Below are 23,489 nucleotides of genomic sequence, written 5' to 3'. Positions count from 1 at the left end.
CCCCGGTGACGACCGGGAGACGCCTGCCCAACTAGTTGAAAAACAAAGGGCATTGGCGTTGACGAGGCCCGCTCTACGCGCGTCATCATGGGCCGCATGAGGATTCCCCCACGCATCGCGGCCTTCGGTGGAGCAACCGCCCTCGCCGCCACCCTCCTCGCGGGACCGGCCGCCCACGCCGCTCCCGCGTCCGTCGCCTCCACGGCTCCCGCCGCCGTGCAGGCAGTCGGCAGCGTCTGCTACTCCGCGCTGCCTTCCCAGGCACACGACACGCTCACCCTCATAGACCGGGGCGGTCCGTTCCCCTATCGCCAGGACGGCGTCGTCTTCCAGAACCGTGAGCGCCTGCTGCCCGCGCACACCACCGGCTACTACCACGAGTACACGGTGATCACCCCGGGCTCGCCGACCCGGGGAGCGCGCCGCATCATCACGGGGCAGTCGGCGCACGAGGACTACTACACCGCGGACCACTACGCCTCGTTCCGCCGGGTGGTCTTCGGCTGCTGACCACCGAACGCCGCACGTGCGCGGGCCCGTCCGGGGGAAGCCCGGACGGGCCCGCGCACGTGGCAGGGCCGGTGACCGTCCCCGCCACTCGGCGGGGGTGCACCCGACGGTCGCCGGATGGCCGCCGGGGCGCCCGCGGCTCCAGGCTGGTGGCATGACGCACCGTAGCCGCGAGGCAGAACCCGACACGGCCCCCCGGCCCCCGGCCGAAGCAGCGGGCCGCCACGACACCGGGCTGCGCGCAGGCGCACTGGGGGAGTTCCTCGGCATGACGCTGGCGGCGGGCGGCCTCTGCCTGGCCGTACTGCGCCCCGAACTGCTCGGAGCCGTGGTGCACACCCTCGCCACGACAGCCGGCAGGCTGGGGTGACACCCCCGCCGACCGGCAGGAGCGCACCCCCCGAACGGCTGGATCCGCTCCGCCGGGTGTCCACGGTCCGTTCGTGACCGCGTCACCGCGTACCCTCCCGGACGTACGGTCGACGCCAGGCGAACGCCAGGCGAACGCCAGGACAGAGCAGACGAGTGTGAGGCGGGACGCCGGTGATCCGGGTGGTGGTGGTGGACGACGAGGCCCTGGTGCGGTCCGGGTTCCGGATGATCCTGAACGCGTCCGACGACATCGAGGTCGTGGCGACGGCGCAGGGCGCGCAGGCCGCCGAGGTCATCCGGCAAGAGCGGCCGGACGTCGTGCTCCTCGACATCCGCATGCCGGACGTGGACGGTCTGACCGTCCTGCGGCAGATCCGGGAACTGCCCGCACCGCCGCAGGTGGCCATGCTGACCACGTTCGACACCGACGAGTACGTCCTGACCGCGCTGCGCTCGGGAGCCTCCGGCTTCCTGCTCAAGGACACCGAGCCCGAACAGCTCGCCCAGCTGGTCCGCACCCTGTCCGCGGGCGGGGTGGTGATGTCGCCGAAGGCATCCCGCGCGCTGCTGCGCGGCCACCCGGGGGCGGGAGCGCCCCAGGACGCGGACGTGGCCCGCGTCGGCCTCCTCAGCGACCGGGAACGCGACGTCCTCGTCCTGGTCGCCAACGGCCTGTCCAACGCCGACGTCGGCACGCGCCTCCATCTCAGCGCGGGCACCGTCAAGGACCACGTCAGCTCGATCCTGACCAAACTGCGGGTCACCAGCCGGGTCCAGGCCGCACTCCTCGCCGAGCGGGCCGGACTGCTCGGCCGCGACGGCGACGACGCGACGCGCGGCGACGGATGACGGGCGGGGGCGGGGCGCAGTGGCGGCGGATGCCGCCCTGGGCCGTCGACGCGGGCCTGGTGGCACTGGCCGGGCTCGACGCCTGGATCAGCCTCCTGGGCGAGGGCACCCCCTTGATGTGGGCCTGCGCCGCCGTGGGCTGCGCCGGACTGTTCCTGCGCAGGCGCCTGCCGCTGGCCGTCTTCCTGCTGACGCTGCCCATGACCCTGTTCATGGACGTGGCGGTCGCCCCGATCGCCGCCCTGTACACCCTGGCCGCGTCCACCCGCAACCGCCCCCTGCTGGCGGGCTGCGCCCTGCTGAACGCGGCCGCGGACACCCTCGTATGGCCGTTGCCCGGCGCGTTCACCGGCGACCGGACCTGGACGCTCGTCCAGTTCGTCTACACCCTGGCCACGGCCGTCGCCCCCGTGCTGTTCGGCCAGCTCGTGCAGGCCCGGCACGACGTGGCCCGACAGCTCGTCGAGGTCAAGGAGGCCCGCGAGCACGAACGCGCCCTGTACGCCCAGACCGTCCTGGCCCGCGAACGCGCCCAGCTGGCCCGCGAGATGCACGACGTCGTCTCCCACCAGGTCAGCCTCATCGCCGTACGGGCCGGAGCGCTCCAGGTCGCCGCGAAGGACGCCGACGCCCGCGAGGCCGCCCGCACCATCCGCACCCTGAGCACGAGGACCCTCGACGAACTGCGCCACATGGTCACCCTGCTGCGCGCCTCCGGCGGCAGGGAGACCGAACTGACCCCCCAGCCCACCCTCGCCGACCTCCGGCAGCTCGTCGCCAACAGCGGCATCGAGACCAACCTGGCCGGAGAGCTCCCCACCGGCATCAGCACCACCGCCCAGCGCACCGTCTACCGCACGGTCCAGGAAGCCCTCACCAACGTCCGCAAACACGCCCCCGGCGCCCGCGCCGACGTACGCCTGTGGCACGACGCGCACCACTTCGGCGTCACCGTCACCAACACCGCCCCCACCCGCCCCTCGGTCGCCCTGCCCAGCGCCCGCCACGGCCTCGTCGGCCTGCGGGAACGCGCCGAACTGCTCCACGGGGCCTTCACCGCCGGACCCACCCCGGAGGGCGGCTACGAGGTCGCGCTGCGGGCCCCCGTCCGGGCCGACTGAACGGCCGGACGGGGGCGCGCCGCGGCGGGCCCGGTGGTGCCCCGGACCCGCCGCGCCGGATTCAGCGCCGCAGTGTCAGCAGGCCCGGCCGGTAGGGCCACAGCCCGTAGTCGCCGCCCACCTTGGGGTCGCGCCCCTGGTAGAGGAACTGCAGGTTGCAGGGGTCGACGGTGAACGTCTGGTCGGCGCTGGTGCGGATCAGCTCGCCGTGGCTGATGTCGTTCGTCCAGCCGGCGCCGCTGTTGGCCTTGCCGGCGAAGGGACTGCCCTCGGTCGCGGCCTGGGGGGTCCAGGAGCCGTCCAGGCTGGTGGCCGTGAACGAGCGGAAGTACCGGCCCTGCGCGCCGATCGCCTCGACGATCATGAGGTAGCGGTTCTGGCCCTGGAGCTTGTAGACCTGCGGGGCCTCGAACAGGTTGTCCGTCGTGTCGCTCATGACCACGGTCGAGTTCGTGCCGAAACTGCCCGGGAAGTTCCCGATCGGCATGCCGGCCCGGTAGATCTTGCCGTTGTCGCCGGCGAAGAACAGGTACATGTTCGTCCCGTCGCCGATGAGCGTCTGGTCGATGGGGCCGGTTCCGGGGCCGGCGATGCTTCCGGAGAAGAGCTCCTGCTCAGCAGACCAGCTGTTCGGGTTGGCGGGGTCGGTCGACGTCCGGTAGGAGAAGGCGGTCCTGCCCCACTGGTAGGCCAGCACCCAGATGTTCTTGGGCGCGAAGTGGAAGAGCGTGGGCGCGACCGCGGAGGAGGACATCCCGTTCTGGGCGGCCGAGGCCATCTCCGACCAGTTGGTGAAGGGGCCGAAGTTCATCGAGCCCCAGCTCGCCCCGGTGTCGTGCGTGGTCGCGTAGACGAGCTGCCGGCCGTTGTAGGGCGCGACGGTGAAGTCCTTGAGCGAGGCCCACCCCGGCTTGGGCTGCGCCAGCGGGCCGGTCGACGTCCAGCGGTACGACGACGGGAGGGCGCAGGTGCCGGGGGTGCCGCCGCCGGCCCGGACGAGGTGCCACTGCTGGTTGGTGCCGCCCCAGTCCTCGTACTGGACGACGTTCGCGTTGTCCGCGGTGGAGCCGCCCTGCACTTCGAGGGCCTTGCCGCTGTGGCGCGCGATGAGCCGTACGTAGCCGTCGGGGCTGTCGGCGAGCCGCCACTGCTGGTTGGTGCCGTTCGCGTCGGCCCACTGGACGATCGGGGCGCCGTTCGCGGTGGACCTGTTCTGGACGTCCAGCACCTTGCCGGAGTGCCGGGAGGTGATGCGGTAGTAGCCGCCGCCGGAGTCGACGAACCGCCACTGCTGCTGGGCCTGGTCGTTCCTGGTCCACTGGGTGATGCGGGCCCCGTCGCCCGTGGCCAGGTTGTAGACGTCCAGGGCCTTGCCGCTGTTGCGGTTGACCAGCACGTACGAGGCGTCGGGGTCGACGGCCGCCGCGGCGGCGGGCTGTGCGCCGAGGAACGCGGTCAGGAGCAGCAGGGGCGCCAGCAGGGCGAGCAGACGCCGCGCCGGGTGGACTGGGGAGGGAGGGCGGAACCGCATCGGAGAGCTCCTTGGTGTCGTGGCCCGGATGAGAGGGGACGGCGGATGTTAGCGCTAACAACTTTGGGGTGGCGAGTACGTCCGTCCCGCGCGGACGGGTCAGCCCTTGGTGGCGCCCGCGGTGAGGCCGCCGATCAACTGCCGCTCGGCGACGGCGTAGAACGCGAGGGCGGGGACCATCGCGAGCACGATGTAGGCGAGGACGAGCGCGTAGTCGGTCGCGTACTGGCCCTGGAACTGCTGGACTCCGACCGGGACGGTCTGCCAGTCCGGGCCGTCGAAGACGAGCAGCGGCAGGAAGAAGTTGTTCCAGCTCGCGACGACCGCCAGCACGGACACCGTGCCGAGCGCCGGGCGCGCCATCGGCAGCAGGATCCGCCAGAAGAAGCGGAACTTGCCGCAGCCGTCCATGACGGCCGCTTCCTCGACCTCCGCCGGAATGGTCCGGAAGAAGCCGCGCAGGATGACGATCGTCGTGGGGAGCCCGAAGGCCGCCTGCGGGAGGATCACTCCGAGCGGGTTGTCGAGCAGGCCGAGGGTCCGCAGCAGCAGGAACAGCGGCAGGACGGCCACCGAGAACGGGAACATGAGCCCGATCGTGAACAGCGTGTAGAAGAGCTCCCTGCCCCGGAAGGCGTAGCGGGCCAACACGTACGCCGCCATCGCGGAGGCCGCCACCGTGCAGCACGTCGTGCCGATCGCGATGCCCGCGCTGTTGGCGATCTGCCGCCAGAACACGCCGTCGCCGAGGATGCCGGTGTAGTTGCCGGCCTTCCACCGCTCGGGCAGCCCGAACGGGTTGGCCGTCAGCTCGCCGGTGCTCTTGAACCCGGAGACGACCGCGTAGACGAGCGGCGCGGCGACGAAGGCGCCGATCACCCAGACCACGGCGTGCAGGGACAGGCCCCGTACCGTCCTGCGGGCGTTCATCGGCCGCCTCCCGGAGTGAGGGCGCCGCTCAGGTCCCGGCGGAGCACGTAGCGCTGGTAGAAGAGGGAGAAGACCAGGCAGATCATGAACAGCACCACGCTGATCGCACTGGCGTAGCCGACCTGGTGGCGCTTGAAGCCGAACTGGAACATCGAGACCGCCATCGTCTCGGAGGAGTGGTTGGGTCCGCCCGCGGTCATGACCCACACGAGGTCGAAGAGCTGGATGGCCCCGATGACCGAAAGGAAGGTGCTGATCCGGATCGTCGGGCCGAGCAGCGGCAGCGTCACGTGCCGAAAGCGCTTCCAGGGGCCGGCGCCGTCGATGGAGGCCGCCTCCAGGACCTCGCCGGGGATGCTCTGCAGTCCGGCGAGGAAGAGCATCATGTGGAAGCCGAAGTACTTCCAGGTCATGACCGCGAACAGGGTCGGCACGACCGTCGAGGGATCGGCGAGCCACCTCCCCCGCAACCCCTCCAGGCCGAAGGCGCCGGCGAGGTGGTCGGCCATACCGGCACCGGGGAGGAAGACCATCGTGAAGAGGACGGCCGTGACCACCTCGGACAGGATGTACGGCGCGAAGAACAGCATCCGGTAGACGGCCCGCCCGCGCAGCCTCTGGTTGAGGAGGACGGCGGTGAAGAGCGCGAAGGGCAACTGCACCGTGACCGAAAGGACGATCAGGTAAAGCCCGCGCTCCAGGTCACCGAGGAAGACCTGGTCGTGGAAGAGCCTGGCGTAGTTCCCCCACCCGACGAAGTCGTCCATGGGGCCGGTCCCGCTCCACTTGAAGAGGCCCGTGCGGACGGCGACGGTGATCGGGGCGAGGACGAAGACGAGGAAGAGGGCCAGGGCCGGGAGCAGGAACCAGGCCACCGAAGCCCAGCTCCGCAACCCGCGCGGGGCGGACACGGGGTCAGGCACCCTTCGCTGCCTCGGTGATCGCCGTGGTGACCTGTTCGGGGGTCTTCCTGCCCGCGATGAGGTCGGCCACGCTGTCGTTGACCTCCTGGCCGACCGCCGGCGGGTAGGCCTGGTCGAGGAAGAGCTGGAAGCCCGTCGCCCCGGCCAGGGTGTCGGCCACCGCCCTCCGGTTGGCGTCGGTGAGCCCGCTCTCCGCGCCCCTGACCACCGGCAGGTAGCCGTTGGAGGCCAGGAGCCTGGACTGGTTCTCCAGGACGAAGAACTTCAGGAAGTCCAGTGCCTCCTTCGGGGCGCCCTTGCGCAGCGCGAAACCGCCGCCACCGCCCAGCACCTCGGTGGCCCGGCCGGCACCGCCGTCCACCGTCGGGAAGGGGAAGAAGCCCAGGTCCGCCCCGAGGTCCGCGCCCGCGTCCTTCTGGACCGAGGGTGCCCACTGGCCCATCAGCTCCATGGCCGCCCTGCCGTTGCCCATGGTCGCGGCCTGGCCGCCGGGCGTGGAGTAGCCGGCGCCGAGGAAGCCCGGCTGGAAGGGCTGGAGGTCGACGAGTTCCTTGAGCCGGCTGCCCGCCAGGACGAAGCCCGGGCCGGTGAAGTCCTTGGCGGCAGCGGCCCGCTCCAGGGCGGGGAGTCCCGCGAGGCGCATCGCCAGGTAGGCCCAGTAGAAGTGACCCGGCCATTTCTCCTTGCCCGCGAGGGCGATCGGCGTGACGCCTGCCGCCTTGAGCTTGCCGACGTCTTCGAGGAGCTCGGCCCAGGTGGCCGGCGGAGCGGCGATGCCGGCCTTGGCGAAGAGCTTCTTGTTGTACCAGAAGCCGACCATGCCGACGTCGTAGGGCACCGCGTAGGTGCGGCCCTCGAAGCGGTAGGCCTGCAGGGAGACCGGGGTGAGGTCGGACGCCCAGCCGAACGCGTCGGTGAGGTCCTCGACCAGCCCCGCGTCGACCTGCTGGCGCAGCACGCCGCCTCCCCAGGTCTGGAAGACGTCGGGGAGCCTTCCCGACGAAGTGACCGCTGCGAGCTTGGACTTGAACGCCTCGTTCTCCAACGAGGTGGTCTTGATCGTGATGTTGGGGTGGGCGGCCGTGAACGCCGTGGACAGCTGCGGGAACAGGGACCTGCCCGGTTCGGTGGTGGCGATGTTCCACCAGGCGAAGGTCACTTCGCCGTCGGCCGCCGGCACCGGTCCGGAGCCGCCGCCGCAGGCCGCGGCAAGTGGGGCCGACAGGACGGTCAGGCCCGAGAGCGCGAGGAAGCGTCGTCGGCTCGGGGGTGTCGCCATGGGACCTCCGGGGTGAGGAAAGCCGGTTCGAGTTCGAAATGTTTCGTAACTTTCTCGAATTCGCGCTGCCACAAACTAGGAACGTGTGGCCCGCCGGTCAAGCCTTCTCGCTGAATCTCCTTTCACAGAAGCCTACTTATCGCTTGACAATCGGGTCGCGCCAACCGGAAACTCCTCGAAAGTTTGCGATACCTGTCGACAGCCCGCGGCGTCCGCGCGGAGGAGAGAAATTGAGCGAGCAGCGTCCGACCCTGGCCGTCATCGCCGCCGAGGCGGGGGTCTCCCAGGCCACCGTGTCCAAGGTGCTCAACGGCCGCGCCGATGTCGCGGCTTCGACGCGCGAGCGGATCGAGAGCCTGCTGCGGTCCCACCACTACCTCCATCCCGGCCGGCAGGGCAGGGCCCGCAGGTCGGGCCTGGTCGATCTGATCATCGGCGGTCTGGACAGCGCGTGGGCGGTGGAGATACTGCGCGGCGTCGAGGCCGAGTGCGCCCAGCGCAGCGTGGGCACCGTCGTCTCGCTCCTCCCGCCGGGCGAGGCCACGCCGTCGAGCTGGGCCGCACTGCCGGTCCTGCACCACAGCGACGGCGTCATCCTCGTCACCGCCTCGGTCACCCGGGCCCAGCGCGCCCAGATCGAACAGGCCGGGGTGGCGCTGGTCGTCATCGACCCGATCGACCTGCCGGGCAACGGTGTGCCGAGCATCGGCGCGACCAACTGGGCGGGCGGCCTCGCCGCCACGGAGCACCTGCTGGAGCTGGGGCACCGCCGGATCGCCGCGATCGGCGGGCGCAAGGAGATGCTCTGCAGCCAGGCCCGCATCGACGGGTACCGCGCCGCGCTGGAGCGGGCCGGGATCGAGGTCCACCGCGAACTGATCCGGTTCGGCGACTTCCAGCACGAGGGCGGGTTCCGGCGCGCCCGGGAACTGCTCGCGCTCCCCGAGCCGCCGACTGCCATTTTCGCCGGAAGCGACCAGCAGGCGATGGGCGTCTACGAAGCGGCCCGGCAAGGCGGACTGAGCGTCCCGGGAGACCTCAGCGTGGTCGGCTTCGACGATCTGCCGATGTGCGGATGGCTGTCACCGCCGCTGACGACCGTGCGCCAGCCGCTGGAGGAGATGGGCCGGCTCGCCGCCCGCACGCTCTTCCAGCTGCTCGACGGCCAGCCCCTGGTCAGCCCCCGGATGGAGCTCTCGACCGAGCTCAAGGTCCGCCTGTCCACCGCCCCGCCCCGTCCCTAGGAGAACTCCTTGACCGAGCCCTGGCGCGACCCCCTGCTGCCCGTGTCGGTGCGCGTGGCCGATCTGCTGGAACGGATGACACTGGAGGAGAAGGCCGGCCAGCTCACCGCGTTCTGGGCGCAGCCCTCGGCTCCGGGAGCACCGGTCGCGCCCGTGGAGGACGACTCCGGCGAGTCCCCACCCGGGCTCGACCACGTCGCCGCCCACGGACTCGGCCAGCTCACCCGGGTGTTCGGCACCGCGCCGGTCACCGCGAAGGCCGGGATGGAACGGCTCGCCGCGCTCCAGCGGCAGGTGACCGCGTCGGGCCGCTTCGGGATACCGGCGGTGGTCCACGAGGAGTGCCTGACCGGGTTCATGACGTGGGGCGCGACGGTCTTCCCCGCGCCGCTCGCCTGGGGCGCGTCCTTCGACCCCGCGCTCGTGCGCCGGATGGCCGCCGCGATCGGCGCGGGAATGCGGCGGGCCGGTGTCCACCAGGGCCTGGCACCGGTCCTGGACGTGGTCCGCGACTACCGGTGGGGCAGGACGGAGGAGTGCATCGGCGAGGACCCCTGTCTCGTCGCGGCGATCGGCACCGCCTACGTGCAGGGCCTGGAGGGCGCCGGCATCGTGGCGACGCTCAAGCACTTCGCCGGGTACTCGGCCTCCCGGGCCGGCCGGAACATGGCCCCCGTCGCGGTGGGGCCGCGCGAGTTCGCGGACGTGCTGGTCGAGCCGTTCGTACGGGCGGTGCGCGAGGGGGGCGCCCGGTCGGTGATGAACAGCTACACCGATGTGGACGGCGTCCCCGCGGCCGCCGACGAACGGCTGCTGACCGGGCTGCTCAGGGGCGAACTCGGCTTCACCGGTGTGGTCGTCGCCGACTACTACGCCGTCTCCTTCCTGGAGACCCGGCACGGCGTCGCCGCTTCACGGGGCGCGGCCGGCGCGCTGGCGCTGGCCGCCGGGATCGACGTCGAACTGCCCACGGCCCGCTGCTACGGGGATCCCCTGACCGAACTCGTGCGGTCGGGAAGCGTACCGGAGGCGCTCGTCGACCGGGCCGCGGAACGGGTCCTGCGGCAGAAGGCGGAACTCGGCCTGCTCGACCCCGGCTGGGAGCCCGCCGCGCCCGAGGCGGTCGACCTCGACCCGCCGGAGAACCGGGCCCTGGCCAGGCTCATGGCCGAACGGTCCACCGTGCTGCTCACCAACGACGGCATCCTGCCGCTGCGGCCCTGCCGGGTCGCGATCCACGGCCCGCACGCCGACGAACCCCGCTCCTTCCTCGGCTGCTACGCCTTCCCCAACCACGTCGCCGCTCCCGGCGGCCCCGGCCCGGAGATCCCCACGCTCGGCGAGGCGCTCGGCGCCGCCGGTTTCACGGTCACCGCGGACGACCCGGACGTGAACGTACTGCTGCTCGGGGACCGGGCCGGCCTGTTCGGCCGGGGCACCTCCGGAGAGGGCTGCGACGCCGAGACCCTCGACCTGCCCGGCGACCAGGCCGCACTCGCCGCCGCCGTCCTGGACTCCGGTGTGCCGACCGTCCTGGTCGTCGTCTCCGGACGGCCCTACGCGCTGGGCGGGCCGGCCGAGCGCGCCTCGGCCGTCATCCAGGCCTTCTTCCCCGGCCAGGAGGGGGCGACGGCGCTGGCCCGGATCATCAGCGGGGCGGCGGAACCGTCCGGACGGCTGCCCGTCTCCCTCCCCCGCCGGGCCGGCGGCCAGCCCGGCACCTCCCTGCACGCCCGGCTGGGCGGGCGCACCGACTGGAGTTCGGTGGACCCGACCCCGCTGTTCCCCTTCGGGCACGGGCTGAGCTGGACCCGCTTCGCCTTCTCGGAGCTGTCGGTGGATCCCGGGGCCCCGACGGACGGGGCCGTCACCGTCTCGGCCACCGTGCGCAACGTCGGCGACGTGGCCGGGACCGAGGTGGTCCAGCTGTACCTCTCCGACCCCGTGGCGTCCGTCGTCCGGCCACAGCAGTGGCTCGCCGGATTCGCCCGGGTCGAGCTGCCCCCGGGCGCGGCCGCCCGGGTCACCTTCTGCGTCCATGCCGACCGGACCTCCTTCACCGGGCTCGACCTGCGCAGGAGGGTGGAGCCCGGCGAGATCGGGGTGGCCGTCGGACGGTCCGGCGGCGACCTCCCGCTCCGCGGCTCCTTCACCCTGCGGGGGCCGGTACGCCATCCGGCCGCCGACCGGGTGCTGTCCGTGCCCGCCGATGTCGTCCCGGTGCCGTGACCGGGTTCTGCGGTGACCCCGTACTGCCCGGGTTCCGGCCGGACCCGTCCGTCTGCCGGGTGGGAGCGGACTACTACCTGGTGACCTCCAGCTTCGAATGGTTCCCGGGCCTTCCCGTCTTCCACAGCCGTGACCTCGTGAACTGGCGGCGCATCGGATCCGCGCTCGAGCGGGCGTCCGGGCTCGACCTCGCCGGCTGCGCTCCCTCACGGGGGCTGTTCGCGCCGACGATCCGCCACCACGAGGGACTCTTCCATCTCGTCTGCACGCTGATGGACGGTCCCGGCCACTTCGTCGTCACGGCGACGGATCCGGCGGGGCCGTGGTCGCGGCCGCGGTGGCTGGACGGCGAGGGCTTCGACCCGTCGCTGTTCTTCGACGACGGACCGGACGGAGGCGACGGCCGTGCCTGGTTCACCGCCGCCCGCGTGGTGGACGAGGCCGCCGGCCGCACCGAGATCTGGATGCGCGAGTACCTTCCCCGCGAACGACGGCTCACGGGACCCGAGTACGTCCTGTGGGCGGGGAGCCGCCCGGGCGCCCGGTGGTCGGAAGCCCCGCACCTCTACCGGATCGACGGCACCTGTCTCCTGCTCACCGCCGAGGGCGGCACCGACGTGGACCACAGCGTGGTGGCCGCCCGCGCCGGCCACGTGACCGGCCCGTACGTGGGCGCCCCCGGCAATCCGGTGCTGCCACCCGCCCGGGGCCCGGTCACCTGCACCGGGCACGCCGACCTCGTCCGCACCCCGGACGGCGAGTGGCGGGCCGTCCTGCTGGGCGTCCGGCCGGGCTCCGCGCTCGGCCGCGAGACCTTCCTCAGCCGGATCACCTGGGACGACGGCTGGCCGGTCTTCTCCCCCGTCCGCCACACGGGCCCGCGCCGCCCCCTCCACGACACCTTCGCCGCCCTCCGCGCCGACTGGAGCACCCTGCGCACCCCGCCGGCGCCGTTCTGGACCACCGGCGACGGACTGCGCCTGCGGCTCCGGCCCGAACGCCTCGGCGAGCGCACCACCCCGTCCCTCCTGGCCCGGCCCCAGGAGCAGCCCGAGTGCGACGTCTCCACGGAACTGCGCTTCGTTCCCGCCGCACCGGGCGAAGAGGCGGGCCTCGCCGTGGTCCTCGACGACGACACCCATCTCCTCCTCCTGCGCACCGCGGAAGGACTCAGCCTCCGCCGGGGGCCCGAGGTGCTGGCCCGGGTGCCGGTCCCGCAGGGCCCCGTACGCCTGGGGGTCCGCATCCGGGGCTTCCGCCACACCTTCGGCCATGCGGTACCCGGCGGCACCCGGCAGGACCTGCCCGCCGTCGAAGCCACCTTCCTCACCCCCCTGTTCACCAGCGTCCAGCTCGGCCTCTACGCCACCTCCAACGGCCGCCCCTCCACCAGCCACGCCCACTTCCCGTGGTTCGACGTCACCTACCCGAGCCGGGAGCAGCCGCCCGGACACCGGGGCGTGTGACGCGCGGCCCACGGGCCCGCCCCGGGCAGCGCACTCCCCCGACCGGCAGCGCTTCCCCTTCCCCCACCGGAGGACCAACCATGCGCCGATCCGTCCGAGCCGCATCCGCCCTGCTGACCGGCGTCCTCGCCGGCGCTCTCGCCCTGCTCCACGCCGCCCCGGCGTACGCCGCCGACCCGACCACGATGACCAGCGGCTTCTACACCGACCCCGACAACTCCGCGCTGCGGTGGACCGCGGCGAACCCCGGCGACGGCCGGGCCTCGGCTATCCGGACGTCCATCGCCGACATCCCGGCCGCCCGCTGGTTCGGCAACTGGAGCGGCGACATCGCCGCCGCCGCCGGCTCCTACGCAGGCCGCGCGGACTCCGCCGACAAGCTGCCCATTCTGGTCGCGTACAACATCCCCGACCGGGACATCTGCGCCGGTCATTCCGGCGGCGGCGCCGGGAGCCGCGCCGCCTACGAGAGCTGGATCGCCGCCTTCGCCGGCGGCATCGGCAGCCGTCCGGCCGTCGTCATCCTCGAACCCGACGCCGGGAACGCCGGCTGGATCGGCGCCCCGGCCATGGCGCAGCAGCTGGCCGCCGCCGGGGTCGGCGGGGCCCACGGCTTCGCGCTGAACGTGTCGAACTACTTCACCACCGACCAGAGCACGTCCTACGGCAACGCCGTCAACTCGGCCCTGCGCTCCTACGGCTACACGAAGCCGTTCGTCGTCGACACCAGCCGCAACGGCAACGGCTCCAACGGCCAGTGGTGCAATCCCGCCGGCCGCCGGACCGGTACCCCCAGCCGGCGCGGCGGCGGTGCCGAGATGCTGCTGTGGATCAAGGTCCCCGGCGAGTCCGACGGCAACTGCGGCGTCGGGGCCGGCTCCTCGGCCGGGCAGTTCCTGCCGGAGGTCGCCTACAAGATGATCTACGGCTACTGAGTCCGCACGCGGATCCGTTCCCGCCCCGCTCCACTCCTTCCGTGCCCTTCCTGTTCTCTCTCCTGGAGGCTCATTCATGGGATCGAACGCCCTTCCCCCGCTCCTCGTCCGCCGCAAGAGCCGGGGATTACGCGCGGCCCTGGCCGTCGCCGTCCTCGGTGCCGCAGCCGTGCTCGCGGCTCCGCCGGCCTCCCAGGCCGCCGAGGGCACGCTCGGTGGCGCGGCCGCGCAGAGCGGCCGCTACTTCGGCGCCGCCATCGCCTCCGGCCGGCTCGGCGACGGCGCGTACACGTCGATCGCGGGCCGCGAGTTCAACTCGGTGACACCCGAGAACGAGATGAAGCCCGACGCCACCGAGCCCCGACAGGGCCAGTTCAGCTTCGCCGCAGGTGACCGCGTCTACAACTGGGCGGTGCAGAACGGCAAGCAGGTACGCGGCCACACCCTGGCCTGGCACTCCCAGCAGCCCGGCTGGATGCAGAACCTCGGCGGCGGCGCGCTGCGCCAGGCGATGACCAGCCACATCAACGGGGTGATGGCCCACTACAAGGGCAAGATCACCCAGTGGGACGTCGTGAACGAGGCCTTCGCCGACGGCAGCTCAGGGGCCCGGCGCGACTCCAACCTCCAGCGCACCGGCAACGACTGGATCGAGGTCGCCTTCCGCACCGCGCGCGCCGCCGACCCCGGTGCCAAGCTCTGCTACAACGACTACAACATCGAGAACTGGACGTGGGCCAAGACGCAGGCCGTGTACGCCATGGTCCGGGACTTCAAGCAGCGGGGCGTGCCGGTCGACTGCGTCGGCTTCCAGTCCCACTTCAACAACGACAGCCCTTACGACGGCAACTTCCGCACCACCCTGCGGAGCTTCGCCGCCCTCGGAGTCGACGTGGCCGTCACCGAGCTCGACGTGCAGGGCGCCCCGGCCGCGACCTACGCCAACGTGGCCAACGACTGCCTGTCCGTCCCGCGCTGCCTCGGCATCACCGTCTGGGGCGTACGGGACACCGACTCCTGGCGGTCGGAGCAGTCGCCGCTGCTGTTCGACGGCAACGGCAACAAGAAGCCGGCGTACACCTCCGTGCTGGCCGCGCTGAACGCCGCCGGCTCCTCCACTCCGATCCCCTCACCCGGTTCGGGGCCGGTCAAGGGCGTCGGTTCGGGCCGCTGCCTGGACGTGCCCGGTGCCGCCACCGCCGACGGCACCCGGGTCAACCTGTGGGACTGCAACGGCCGCGCCAACCAGCAGTGGGCGTACACCGCCGCGGGCGAGCTGCGGGTCTACGGTGACAAGTGCCTGGACGCCGCCGGTACCGGCAACGGCGCCGCCGTCCAGATCTACGGCTGCTGGGGCGGCGACAACCAGAAGTGGCGGCTCAACCCGGACGGATCCATCGTCGGCGTCCAGTCCGGCCTCTGCCTTGACGCCGCCGGCAACGGCACCGCCAACGGCACGGCGCTCCAGCTCTACTCCTGCTCGAACGGCGGCAACCAGCGCTGGACCCGCACCTGAGGCCCGCCCCGGCGAGGGTGGCGACACCCTCGCCGGGGCGCTGTTGCCTCAGGAGCAGACCGAACCGCCGAGCGTGAAGCGCGCCGGGGGTGCGTTGGTGCCCGAGTACGTCGCCTGGAAGCCGAAGCTCGCACTGGCGCCGGGCTCCAGGGTGGCGTTCCACCCGGCGTCCCGGGCGGTGACCGTGCTGCCGGACTGGCTCACCGTGGCGTTCCAGGCGTTGCCGATCCGCTGGTCACCCGCGAAGCTCCAGCCGAGGGTCCACCCGGAGAGCGGCGTGGTCCCGGTGTTCCGCAGGCTCACGGTCGCCGTGAAGCCGTTGCCCCAGGCGTTGTCGATCCGGTACGCCACCGTGCAGGAGGCCCCCGCCGCGTCGTCGTCCGCCTCCGTCGCCGTGAACGTCGCCGGCTGCACGCCGGGACCGCCTGCGGTGAACGTGGCGCTGCCCGGCGACGCGTCGGCGTCCTGCGCGGCGGAGACCGCAACCGGCTGCGCCGTCGCCCAGTCGGCCGGGGTGAACACCAGGGTCGCGGCCGCCGTCAGGTCCGGGTCGCCGGAGCCGCGGGCCACGGTCACCGTGACGTCGCGCGCGGGCGCCGCCGAGAGCCGTACGCCCACCGGCACCGATCCGCCCTCCGGGACCGTCACGGCGGCCGGTGCCACCTGGACGGCGGGAGCCGCCGGGGCGCCGCGCCGTTCGGCGGCGAATGCCGTCAGCCAGGCCAGCGACGCGTTCCAGTTGATCGCCACCTCGTTGGTGGAGTACGAGCCGATGTCGTCCGTGTAGCAGGCCGCCGGCGCGCAGCCCTGGAGCTTCTCCCTGGCGACCGGGTCCTCCAGGGCCGCGTTCGGGCCGCCGGCGAAGGAACCGGCCGGCGGGTGCGGCAGTGAGGCGTCGTTCTGGTGTGCCCAGAACCGGTGGTGCTGGTTCTCGGAGTGGCGTTCGCCGTGGCCGGTGACGTAGGAGAGGTCGAGCGCGTTGCGGCCGAGCAGGTAGTCCAGGGACTCCAGCGCTCCGGCCCGGTAGCGCTGCAGGCCGGTGAGCTCGTACGCGACGGCCATCACCATCGCGTTGTTGGTGACGGAGCTGTTGGAGCCCCACGCGTACCCGGTGGCGGGGAGCGGTACCGGATAGCCCTGTCCGGCCATGGTGGAGAGGTGGCCGTCGGCGGCCGTGGTGAGCAGGCGGCGCAGCCGGGCGAGGTCGTCGGCGGGCAGGCCCGCGCCGGGGACGGTGGCGAGCGTGATGCGGCCGAGGGTGGCGGTGCCGCCCCACCAGAACCCGTCGGCGGGCCTGGTGTGGTGCGGGGAGGAGGTGACGGCGTCCCGGTAGCGGGACTCCCCGGTGGTGGCCAGGAGTTCCGCCGCCGCCCAGTAGAACTCGTCGGAGACGTCGGCGTCCTCGTACGCGCCGCCGCCGGTGTTGTCGCTCGCCGGGGCGAGCACGTCCGGGTTGGCCTCGGCGGCCGTCCAGGCGCGGCGGGCCGCGTCGAGGCAGCGTGCGGCGAACGCGCTGTCGTAGGGCGCGTACACCCGGGCGCACTGCGCGGCCGAGGCCGCCAGGTTCAGCGTCGCGGCGGTCGACGGCTTGTGCAGCTCGCGCTGCTCGGCGTCGAGATCGGGCCGGGTCGGCAGGGCGGTCCACTGGGCGTCGTGCAGCTTGTGGAAGGCCATCCCGGCCATCGGCTTCCCGGCCGGGACCTGCATCCGCAGCAGGAACTCCAGCTCCCAGCGGGCCTCGTCCAGCACGTCCGGCGTTCCGTTGCCGCGCTCCGGCACCCGCAGCGTGGAATCGCCGAGCGCGGCGTCGCCGCCCGTACGGCGCGCCCGCTCGAAGGAGTTGACCATCTCCCAGACGGAGATGCCGCCGTTGACGACGTACTTGCCGTGGTCGCCCGCGTCGTACCAGCCGCCGCGGGCGTCGACGCGGTAGTCGCACACTCCCGCCCGGCAGGGGACGTCGCTGTCGCCCTTGTTCGGGGCGATGCCCAGGTGCCCGGCGGGGCGGGCGTAGGCGCTGCCGCCGGCCAGGGCGGCGTCGATCGGGATGCCGCTGCGCTGCTGGTAGAAGAAGGACATGCTGTCCGCGCGCAGGGCGTCGTACAGCGAAGGCGAGATGTCGAAGGGGTGGCTGGTGCGGCCGTCGACGCCGAGGGTGTAGCCGGTGCCGGTGCCGGTGTACGCGCCGAAGTCCACCAGGTGCGTGGACTGGCCGGACGCCTGGTCCGCGCCGCGCACGGCGGTGGTGCCCGAGGCGACCACCGCGCCCGTGGCGTCGCGCAGCTGCCAGCCGAGCGGGGCGGTCGCGGCGCTGGCCACCGTGGCCCGCTTGGGGCCGTCGGGGAGGTATCCGAGCTGGTTGACCCGGACGGGTGTGTCGGCGGCGGCGGCCGTGGGGGCGGCCGCCGCCGGAACGGTCAGGGCCGTCGTGGACAGGCCGCCGGCGGCGAGCGCCAAGCCGGTGAGCAGGGCGGCCGCGCGGCGGGGCACGCCGCGCGCGGGGGTGGCAGGAGGCACGGGTGGGGCCTTCCTAGGCGGGGGTGTGGGAGCGCTCCCATCAAGCCAGCAGTCGGACGGACCGTCAAGTAGCCGTGCGCAAAGGGGACTTGCCGCGCCCGCCCGCTGCGCGGGGAGCCGGGCGGACTCCGGCCGGGCGGCACTCCCCGTCCCGCGCGAGGAGGTGCGGCGTCTCAGCCTCCGGCAGCGCGGGGGGCGTTGCCGTAGTAGGCGTCCGGTCCGTGCTTGCGGGTGAAGTGCCGCTCCAGGAGGTGCCTCGGCGGGTCGGAGACGCCCCCGAGGCGGAACCCCAGTGCCAGCGTGTGCAGCGCCATCTCCGCCACGGCCTCGCAGACGACGGCGTTCTCCAGTGCGGCCTTGGCGGTGGCGCCCCAGGTGAAGGGGCCGTGTCGCGAGACGAGCGCTCCGGGGACCTCTTCGGCCCGGCGGGGGTCGGCGCCGAGCCGGGCGACGATCACCTGGCCGGTGTTGTACTCGTAGTCCTTGGCGCACTGGGCGGCGGTCAGGTCCGCCGTCACGGGGACGGGCCCGTTGAAGGTGTCGGCGTGGGTGGTGCCGAGCACCGGGATGGGGCGGCGCGCCTGGGCGAAGGCGACGGCGTGCGCCGAGTGCGTGTGGGTGACGCCCCCGATGGCGGGGAACGCGCGGTAGAGGCACCGGTGGGTTTCGGCGTCGGTGGACGGCCTGAGGTGCCCGTCGACGACCCTCCCGTCCTCCAGCGCCACCACCACCAGGTCCTCCTCGGTGAGGTCGGCGTAGGAGACCCCGGACGGCTTGATGACGAAGACTCCGGCGTCCCGGTCCACTCCACTGACGTTTCCCCAGGTGAGAGTGGCCAGCCCGGCCTCGGGGATCCGAAGGTTGGCCGCGAGGACCTCGCGACGGAGCTTCTTGAGATGGGTCTCGCTCACTGCGCCCTCACCGTCTTTCCGCCACGGGACCGATCGCGGGCCGGGTCGGCACCACGGCTGTGCTGCGGCTGCTGTCGCCGCCCTGCTGCTCGCTTGAGATTGTGAACGCTAACAAACGATAAGCTCAAGAGGTTACAGGGAGATTTCCGCTCACACCCTTCGAAGAACGCGGCATAATGTGAACGCCAACATCGAGACCCCGCCGACCGCCTCCCGGCCGGTTCGGTACCGTGGGGGAAGGCCGCTCGGTGAGGAAAGGAAGAGAGTTGACCCAGCTCCCGGACGTCTCGCGAGCGCCCACTATGACGGACGTCGCGCGCGTCGCAGGCGTGTCCCACCAGACCGTTTCGCGGGTGCTCAGCGACCACCCGAACGTCAGCGCCAAGACCCGGGCCGCGGTGACCCAGGTCATCGAGCAGCTGGGCTACCGCCGCAACTCGGCGGCCCGGGCCCTGGCCACGCGCCGCACCCACACGCTGGGCGTCATCGCGGTGAACACCACGCTGCACGGGCCGGCCAGCACCGTGGCGGGGGTCCAGGAGGCGGCTCGCGACCGCGGCTACCTGACGTCCGCCGTCACGCTGCGGACGGCCACGCAGACGGCCCTCGCCGAGGCCATGCAGCACCTCGCCGGGTGGGGGGTGGAGGGGATCGTCGCCGTCACTCCGCAGCGCGCGGCGGTCAGGGCCCTCGCGGCCTTGGACGCGCCGTGCCCGGTGGTCACCGTGGAAGGCGGCCACACCCTGGCCCTGCCCGGGGTGTCGCTGGACCAGAACCTCGGCGCCCGCATGATCACGGAACATCTCCTCGCCTCGGGCCATGCCACCGTGTGGCACGTCGCGGGCCCCTCCGACTGGCTCGAGAGCGAGGCCCGCACGCAGGGGTGGGAGGACGCGCTGCGGGACGCGGGTGCCGAGGTGCCGCCCCTGCTGCGCGGCGACTGGAGCCCCCTGTCGGGATACCAGGCCGGCCAGCAGCTCGCGGGGCGGGTCCGGGCGTCACGGGCAGGGGGAGCGGGCCTCACGGCGGTGTTCGTGGCCAACGACCAGATGGCCCTCGGCGTCCTGCGCGCCCTGCGGGAAGCCGGACTGCGCACGCCCGAGGACGTGGCGGTCGCCGGGTTCGACGACATCCCCGAGGCGGAGTTCTTCCCGCCCCCGCTGACGACGATCCGGCAGGACTTCGCCTCGCTCGGCCGCGACAGCATCGGACTGCTCCTGGACCACATCGAGGGCCGGGCCGACGAGCCGACGCACCTCGTGGTGGCGCCCGAGCTCATCGTGCGCGCCAGCACCGCCCGCAGGATCTCCCTGCCGGGGTCGTGAAGGACCGCCGTCCGGAGCCCCCGCGGCCCCGGACGGCGGATGCGGTCGCGGCCCGGCCCCTTCCGGGCACGGTCCGCGGAGCGGAGTCAGCGCGCGGTGGGCCGGCGGCCGCCGATCAGGCGTTGCAGCACGATGAACACGAGCAGCAGGGCGCCGATGACGATCCGGGTCCACCAGGAGCTGAGGGTGCCCTGGAAGTTGAGCAGCGTCTGGATCATGCCGAGGACCAGTACGCCGAGAGCGGTGCCCAGGACGAAGCCGGATCCTCCGGTCAGCAACGTGCCGCCGATCACGGTGGCGGCGATCGCGTCGAGTTCCATGCCCATGGCGTGCAGGGCGTAGCCGGAGAGCGTGTAGAAGGTCAGCAGCAGGCCGCCGAGAGCGGAGCACAGGCCGCTGACGCCGTACACGGCGATCTTGGTGGTGCCCGTCGGCAGGCCCATCAGGCGGGCGGAGGACTCGTTGCCGCCCAGCGCGTACACGTTGCGGCCGAAGCGCGTGTGGTGCAGGACGACGAAGGCGGTCACCAGCACGGCCAGCGCGATCAGGACGGGGATCGAGACGAACAGTCCGCCCGGTCCGTAGAGCCTGGTCTGGGCGACTGACGCGGTGACGGGATCGGTGATCGTGACGGACTCGGTGCTGATCGTGTAGCAGAGCCCCCGGGCGAGGAACATGCCCGCCAGGGTGACGATGAACGGCTGGATCTCGAAGGTGTGGATGATCCAGCCCATGAGCGCCCCGCTCCCGGCGCCGGCCAGGAGGACCAGGGGGATCACGGCGGCCAGGGGCCAGCCGTGCGACTCGACCAGCCAGGCGGTGGTCATGGTGGAGAGCGCCACCATGGAGCCGATGGACAGGTCGATGCCCCCGGTGAGGATGACGAAGGTCGCGCCGACCGCGACGACCAGCAGGAACCCGTTGTCGATCAGCAGGTTCAGCACGACCTGCGCGGAGAGGAACCCCTCGTAGAGCGCGGATCCGACGCCGAACACGACGACCAGCAGGACCGCGGTGACGACCAGGGGGATACGGGTCCGGGTGCGCGGCGAAAGGGTCGCGAAGGGGCGGGCCGTTCGCGCGGCGGCGTTCACGGTGCCGGTACTCATGCGCGTGCCTCCTGCTCCTGCGGGGTGGGGCCCGCCGCGGCGGGGAACCGGGGAGTGGTCGCCGGGCGGCGGACCAGCTTGGCCCGGAAGACCGGGGACTGCACGAGGCAGACGATGACGACCACGAAGGCCTTGAAGACGAGGGTGGTCTCGGGAGGGACCCCGAGGGTGTAGACGGTGGTGGACAGGGTCTGGATGATCAGGGCGCCCAGGACCGTCCCGCCGAGGGAGAAGCGCCCTCCGGTCAGGGCGGTGCCGCCGACCACGACGGCGAGGATCGCGTCGAGTTCGATCCACAGGCCGGCGTTGTTGCCGTCGGCGCTGGAGACGTTCGAGCTGATCATCAGCCCGGCGACGGCTGCGCACAGGGCGCTGAAGACGTACACCAGGGCGAGCAGACCGCCGGCCCGGATCCCCACCAGCCGGCTGGCGGTGGGGTTGCCGCCGACGGACTCGATCAGCATGCCGAGGGCACTGCGGCGGGTGACGAAGGCGGTGAGCCCGACGAGGACGGCCGCCAGCAGGACGGCGAACGGGAGGAGCAGCCAGTAGCCGCCCCCGATCATCTTGTAGGGGGCGCTGGTCACGGTGATGATCTGGCCGTCGGTGATCAGCTGGGCGACGCCGCGGCCCGCGACCATGAGGATCAGGGTGGCCACGATGGGCTGTACTCCCAGACCGGACACCAGCAGTCCGTTGGCCAGGCCCAGGACGAGGGCGACCGCGAGCGCGAGGGCGACGGCCGTGAGCGTGGACGCGACGCTGCCGGGACGCGCCGCGCCGGAAAGGTGTGCGCAGGCGAGCGCGCCGGCGATGGCGACGGTGGAACCGACCGAGAGGTCGATGCCCCGGGTGGCGATGACGAGGGTCATGCCGAGCGCCACGAGGACGAGGGGCGCGCCGAAGCGCAGGATGTCGACGAGGCTGCCGTAGAGGTGGCCGTCACGCACCCGGACCGAGAGGAAGTCGTGGTGGAACGCGAGGTTCCCGAGGAGCAGGGCGAGCAGGACGAGCGCGGGCCACAGCAGGCGGTGGCCGGCCGCGCGCCGCGCGATGCCGCGGGCCGCCCCGGATGTGGCGGGCTGGGGGGTCATGAGTCCGTTCCGGTGGCGATGGTCGTCAGGAGGCGTTCGGGCGTGACGGAGTCGTCGTTGGCGAGGGTGGCCACCATGCGGTGGTCGCGGAGGACGGCGATGCGGTGGCTCAGGCGCAGGACCTCTTCGAGTTCCGCCGAGACGAACAGAACGGCGGTGCCTTCGTCGGCCAGGCGGGCCACGAGTTTCTGGATCTCGGCCTTGGCCCCGATGTCGATGCCCCGGGTGGGTTCGTCGAGGATCAGGAACCGGGGCTCGGTGAGCAGCCAGCGCGCGAGGAGGACCTTCTGCTGGTTGCCTCCGCTGAGGTGGCGTACCTGTGCTTCGGGGTCGGCGGGGCGGATGTCGAGGGCTTCGATCCAGTGCCGTGCCAGCTCGTCCTGTTTCGCGCGGGTCAGCGGCCTGGTCCAGCCGCGGGCGGCCTGCAGGGCGAGGACGATGTTCTCGCGGACCGTGAGCTCACCCACCAGCCCCTCCGACTTGCGGTTCTCGGAGCAGAAGGCGATGCCCCGGGCGATGGCGTGCCGGGGGCTGCGCAGCGGCACCTTCCTGCCCTCGATGCTCACCTCTCCGGCGTCCGCGCCGTCCGCGCCGAACAGCAGGCGCGCCGCTTCGGTGCGGCCGGAGCCCAGCAGGCCGGCGAGTCCGATGACCTCGCCGGCGTGGACGTCGAGGTCGTAGGGTTCGATCGAGCCCGTACGGGTCAGCCGTCGGGCCCGGAGGAACGGCTCGCGGGCCGCCCGTTCGGGCCCTGGTCCGTGGGCGCGGCCCGACAGCTGGTCGAGGGTGGCCAGCTCTCCGCCGATCATGCGCTGGACGAGCGTCACCGGGGTGAGCTCGCCGATGGGGTACTCGCCTTCCAGGCGGCCGCCCCGCAGGACGGTGACGCGGTCGCAGAGGTCGAACACCTGGTCCAGGAAGTGCGTGACGAACAGGACGGCCACCCCGCGGTCCCGCAGGCGCCGCACCAGCCCGAAGAGCTGGGCCACCTCCTCGCGGTCCAGGCTGGAGGTGGGTTCGTCCAGCACGAGGACCTTCGCCGAGACGTCCACCGCCCGGACGATGGCGACCAGTTGCTGCACCGCCAGGGAGTGCGCGCCGAGCGGAGAGGTGACGTCGAGGTCGAGCTCCAGTTCCGTCAGCAGCCGGGCCGCCCGTCGCCGCATCGCGGACCAGTGGACGAGGCCGAACCGGCGCGGTTCGCGCCCGATGAGGATGTTCTCGGCGACCGAGAGGTTGGGGCAGAGGTTGACCTCCTGGTAGACGGTGCTGATTCCGGCACGCTGCGCCTGGAGGGGGTCCGTGAACGTGTGGGGCCGGCCGTCGACGAGGACGGTGCCGCCGTCGGCGGGGTGGACACCGGTGAGCACCTTGATCAGGGTGGACTTCCCGGCGCCGTTCTCGCCCATCAGGGCGTGCACCTCGCCGGGGAAGAGCCGCAGGGCGACTTCGTCGAGGGCGAGTACGCCCGGGAACCGCTTGCGGATGCCGTGGGCTTCCAGGACCGGCCGCGGGCCGCCGGTTCCCGTGGGCGGCTGCGTGGACGGAGATGTCATGCGCCCTCCTCTCGTGTGGGGGTGGAGCGGGCTCGGTCGCCGGGCCTCGCGGGCCGGCGGGCCCGGGAGGGG

Annotated in this window: 19 protein-coding genes; 10 read left to right on the top strand and 9 right to left on the bottom strand. The window is 72.6% G+C overall.

The window, feature by feature from the left end; all coding sequences use genetic code 11:
* Positions 1 to 96: 96 nt before the first annotated feature.
* From ABD973_RS31480 to ABD973_RS31465, 4 genes are all read left to right on the top strand, one after another.
* The gene (locus ABD973_RS31480; protein ID WP_345503561.1) at positions 97 to 510 is read left to right on the top strand and encodes a guanyl-specific ribonuclease; all 414 of its coding nucleotides are present in this window, start codon (positions 97 to 99) and stop codon (positions 508 to 510) included.
* A 154-nt stretch (positions 511 to 664) separates the two neighbouring features.
* Positions 665 to 880 carry a hypothetical protein gene (locus ABD973_RS31475; protein WP_345503560.1) on the top strand — a complete coding sequence of 72 codons (216 nt, stop codon included), beginning with the start codon at positions 665 to 667 and terminating at the stop codon, positions 878 to 880.
* A gap of 227 nt (positions 881 to 1,107) precedes the next feature.
* Positions 1,108 to 1,731 (top strand): response regulator, encoded by a 624-nt coding sequence (locus ABD973_RS31470; protein WP_386381996.1) that lies wholly within the window; start codon positions 1,108 to 1,110, stop codon positions 1,729 to 1,731.
* 29 nt (positions 1,732 to 1,760) lie between these two features.
* On the top strand, positions 1,761 to 2,852 hold the full coding sequence (locus ABD973_RS31465) for a sensor histidine kinase (protein WP_345503558.1): 1,092 nt from the start codon (positions 1,761 to 1,763) through the stop codon (positions 2,850 to 2,852).
* A 61-nt stretch (positions 2,853 to 2,913) separates the two neighbouring features.
* Here the strand turns inward: ABD973_RS31465 and ABD973_RS31460 are convergent, their stop codons facing one another.
* The 4 genes from ABD973_RS31460 to ABD973_RS31445 all read right to left on the bottom strand — a co-directional run bounded on the left by ABD973_RS31460 (position 2,914) and on the right by ABD973_RS31445 (position 7,515).
* A complete protein-coding gene (locus ABD973_RS31460; RefSeq protein WP_345503556.1) occupies positions 2,914 to 4,383 on the bottom strand; it encodes a non-reducing end alpha-L-arabinofuranosidase family hydrolase in 1,470 nt (489 codons plus the stop codon).
* A 99-nt stretch (positions 4,384 to 4,482) separates the two neighbouring features.
* Positions 4,483 to 5,313 carry a carbohydrate ABC transporter permease gene (locus ABD973_RS31455; RefSeq protein ID WP_125819981.1) on the bottom strand — a complete coding sequence of 277 codons (831 nt, stop codon included), beginning with the start codon at positions 5,311 to 5,313 and terminating at the stop codon, positions 4,483 to 4,485.
* On the bottom strand, positions 5,310 to 6,236 hold the full coding sequence (locus ABD973_RS31450) for a carbohydrate ABC transporter permease (RefSeq protein ID WP_345503554.1): 927 nt from the start codon (positions 6,234 to 6,236) through the stop codon (positions 5,310 to 5,312). The genes ABD973_RS31455 and ABD973_RS31450 overlap by 4 nt, the downstream gene beginning before the upstream one ends.
* The gene (locus ABD973_RS31445) at positions 6,229 to 7,515 is read right to left on the bottom strand and encodes an extracellular solute-binding protein (RefSeq protein ID WP_345503552.1); all 1,287 of its coding nucleotides are present in this window, start codon (positions 7,513 to 7,515) and stop codon (positions 6,229 to 6,231) included. The genes ABD973_RS31450 and ABD973_RS31445 overlap by 8 nt, the downstream gene beginning before the upstream one ends.
* Before the next feature lie 230 nt (positions 7,516 to 7,745).
* Here ABD973_RS31445 and ABD973_RS31440 point away from each other — a divergent pair, with 230 nt between their 5' ends.
* The 5 genes from ABD973_RS31440 to ABD973_RS31420 all read left to right on the top strand — a co-directional run bounded on the left by ABD973_RS31440 (position 7,746) and on the right by ABD973_RS31420 (position 14,905).
* Entirely contained in the window at positions 7,746 to 8,759 is a 1,014-nt protein-coding gene (locus ABD973_RS31440; RefSeq protein ID WP_125819983.1) for a LacI family DNA-binding transcriptional regulator, read from the top strand.
* A 9-nt stretch (positions 8,760 to 8,768) separates the two neighbouring features.
* Complete coding sequence (locus ABD973_RS31435) at positions 8,769 to 10,988, top strand: beta-glucosidase (RefSeq protein WP_125819984.1); 2,220 nt, start codon at positions 8,769 to 8,771, stop codon at positions 10,986 to 10,988.
* Positions 10,985 to 12,454: a glycoside hydrolase family 43 protein gene (locus tag ABD973_RS31430; RefSeq protein ID WP_345503548.1), complete on the top strand. Its 1,470-nt coding sequence runs from the start codon at positions 10,985 to 10,987 to the stop codon at positions 12,452 to 12,454. Before ABD973_RS31435 ends, ABD973_RS31430 begins: the two co-directional genes overlap by 4 nt.
* A gap of 80 nt (positions 12,455 to 12,534) precedes the next feature.
* The gene (locus tag ABD973_RS31425) at positions 12,535 to 13,389 is read left to right on the top strand and encodes a glycoside hydrolase family 6 protein (protein ID WP_345503546.1); all 855 of its coding nucleotides are present in this window, start codon (positions 12,535 to 12,537) and stop codon (positions 13,387 to 13,389) included.
* A 76-nt stretch (positions 13,390 to 13,465) separates the two neighbouring features.
* Positions 13,466 to 14,905, top strand: coding sequence for an endo-1,4-beta-xylanase (locus tag ABD973_RS31420; RefSeq protein ID WP_125819987.1), 1,440 nt, complete (start codon positions 13,466 to 13,468; stop codon positions 14,903 to 14,905).
* Positions 14,906 to 14,953: 48 nt separating this feature from the next.
* On the opposite strand, the gene ABD973_RS31415 is transcribed toward ABD973_RS31420, so the two are convergent.
* Entirely contained in the window at positions 14,954 to 17,422 is a 2,469-nt protein-coding gene (locus tag ABD973_RS31415; protein ID WP_345503544.1) for a glycoside hydrolase family 9 protein, read from the bottom strand.
* A gap of 173 nt (positions 17,423 to 17,595) precedes the next feature.
* Positions 17,596 to 18,333, bottom strand: a complete 738-nt coding sequence (gene araD / locus ABD973_RS31410; protein ID WP_125819989.1) for an L-ribulose-5-phosphate 4-epimerase AraD — start codon at positions 18,331 to 18,333, stop codon at positions 17,596 to 17,598.
* A 302-nt stretch (positions 18,334 to 18,635) separates the two neighbouring features.
* Between araD and ABD973_RS31405 the strand changes: the two genes are divergently transcribed.
* A complete protein-coding gene (locus tag ABD973_RS31405) occupies positions 18,636 to 19,658 on the top strand; it encodes a LacI family DNA-binding transcriptional regulator (RefSeq protein WP_386381930.1) in 1,023 nt (340 codons plus the stop codon).
* Positions 19,659 to 19,744: 86 nt separating this feature from the next.
* Here the strand turns inward: ABD973_RS31405 and yjfF are convergent, their stop codons facing one another.
* The 3 genes from yjfF to ABD973_RS31390 are packed head-to-tail and all read right to left on the bottom strand — an operon-like array spanning position 19,745 to position 23,417.
* On the bottom strand, positions 19,745 to 20,767 hold the full coding sequence (gene yjfF, locus ABD973_RS31400; protein WP_125599159.1) for a galactofuranose ABC transporter, permease protein YjfF: 1,023 nt from the start codon (positions 20,765 to 20,767) through the stop codon (positions 19,745 to 19,747).
* Positions 20,764 to 21,861, bottom strand: a complete 1,098-nt coding sequence (locus ABD973_RS31395; protein ID WP_345503538.1) for an ABC transporter permease — start codon at positions 21,859 to 21,861, stop codon at positions 20,764 to 20,766. Before ABD973_RS31395 ends, yjfF begins: the two co-directional genes overlap by 4 nt.
* Positions 21,858 to 23,417 (bottom strand): sugar ABC transporter ATP-binding protein, encoded by a 1,560-nt coding sequence (locus tag ABD973_RS31390; protein ID WP_125819992.1) that lies wholly within the window; start codon positions 23,415 to 23,417, stop codon positions 21,858 to 21,860. Before ABD973_RS31390 ends, ABD973_RS31395 begins: the two co-directional genes overlap by 4 nt.
* Positions 23,418 to 23,489 lie beyond the last annotated feature (72 nt).

Origin of the sequence: Streptomyces racemochromogenes, from assembly GCF_039535215.1 — a bacterium.
Lineage (GTDB): Bacteria > Actinomycetota > Actinomycetes > Streptomycetales > Streptomycetaceae > Streptomyces > Streptomyces racemochromogenes.
The sequence above is the reverse complement of the archived record's forward strand: the minus strand, read 5'-3'. Positions and strand labels throughout refer to the sequence as shown.

Coding starts and splice junctions, on each gene's coding strand:
- ABD973_RS31445 (WP_345503552.1), bottom strand. CDS start 7,515: ATGGCGACACCCCCGAGCCGACGACGCTTCCTCGCGCTCTCGGGCCTG.
- ABD973_RS31405 (WP_386381930.1), top strand. CDS start 18,636: ATGACGGACGTCGCGCGCGTCGCAGGCGTGTCCCACCAGACCGTTTCG.
- yjfF (WP_125599159.1), bottom strand. CDS start 20,767: ATGAGTACCGGCACCGTGAACGCCGCCGCGCGAACGGCCCGCCCCTTC.
- ABD973_RS31420 (WP_125819987.1), top strand. CDS start 13,466: ATGGGATCGAACGCCCTTCCCCCGCTCCTCGTCCGCCGCAAGAGCCGG.
- ABD973_RS31480 (WP_345503561.1), top strand. CDS start 97: ATGAGGATTCCCCCACGCATCGCGGCCTTCGGTGGAGCAACCGCCCTC.
- ABD973_RS31455 (WP_125819981.1), bottom strand. CDS start 5,313: ATGAACGCCCGCAGGACGGTACGGGGCCTGTCCCTGCACGCCGTGGTC.
- ABD973_RS31390 (WP_125819992.1), bottom strand. CDS start 23,417: ATGACATCTCCGTCCACGCAGCCGCCCACGGGAACCGGCGGCCCGCGG.
- ABD973_RS31470 (WP_386381996.1), top strand. CDS start 1,108: ATGATCCTGAACGCGTCCGACGACATCGAGGTCGTGGCGACGGCGCAG.
- ABD973_RS31425 (WP_345503546.1), top strand. CDS start 12,535: ATGCGCCGATCCGTCCGAGCCGCATCCGCCCTGCTGACCGGCGTCCTC.
- ABD973_RS31475 (WP_345503560.1), top strand. CDS start 665: ATGACGCACCGTAGCCGCGAGGCAGAACCCGACACGGCCCCCCGGCCC.
- ABD973_RS31460 (WP_345503556.1), bottom strand. CDS start 4,383: ATGCGGTTCCGCCCTCCCTCCCCAGTCCACCCGGCGCGGCGTCTGCTC.
- ABD973_RS31465 (WP_345503558.1), top strand. CDS start 1,761: ATGCCGCCCTGGGCCGTCGACGCGGGCCTGGTGGCACTGGCCGGGCTC.
- ABD973_RS31395 (WP_345503538.1), bottom strand. CDS start 21,861: ATGACCCCCCAGCCCGCCACATCCGGGGCGGCCCGCGGCATCGCGCGG.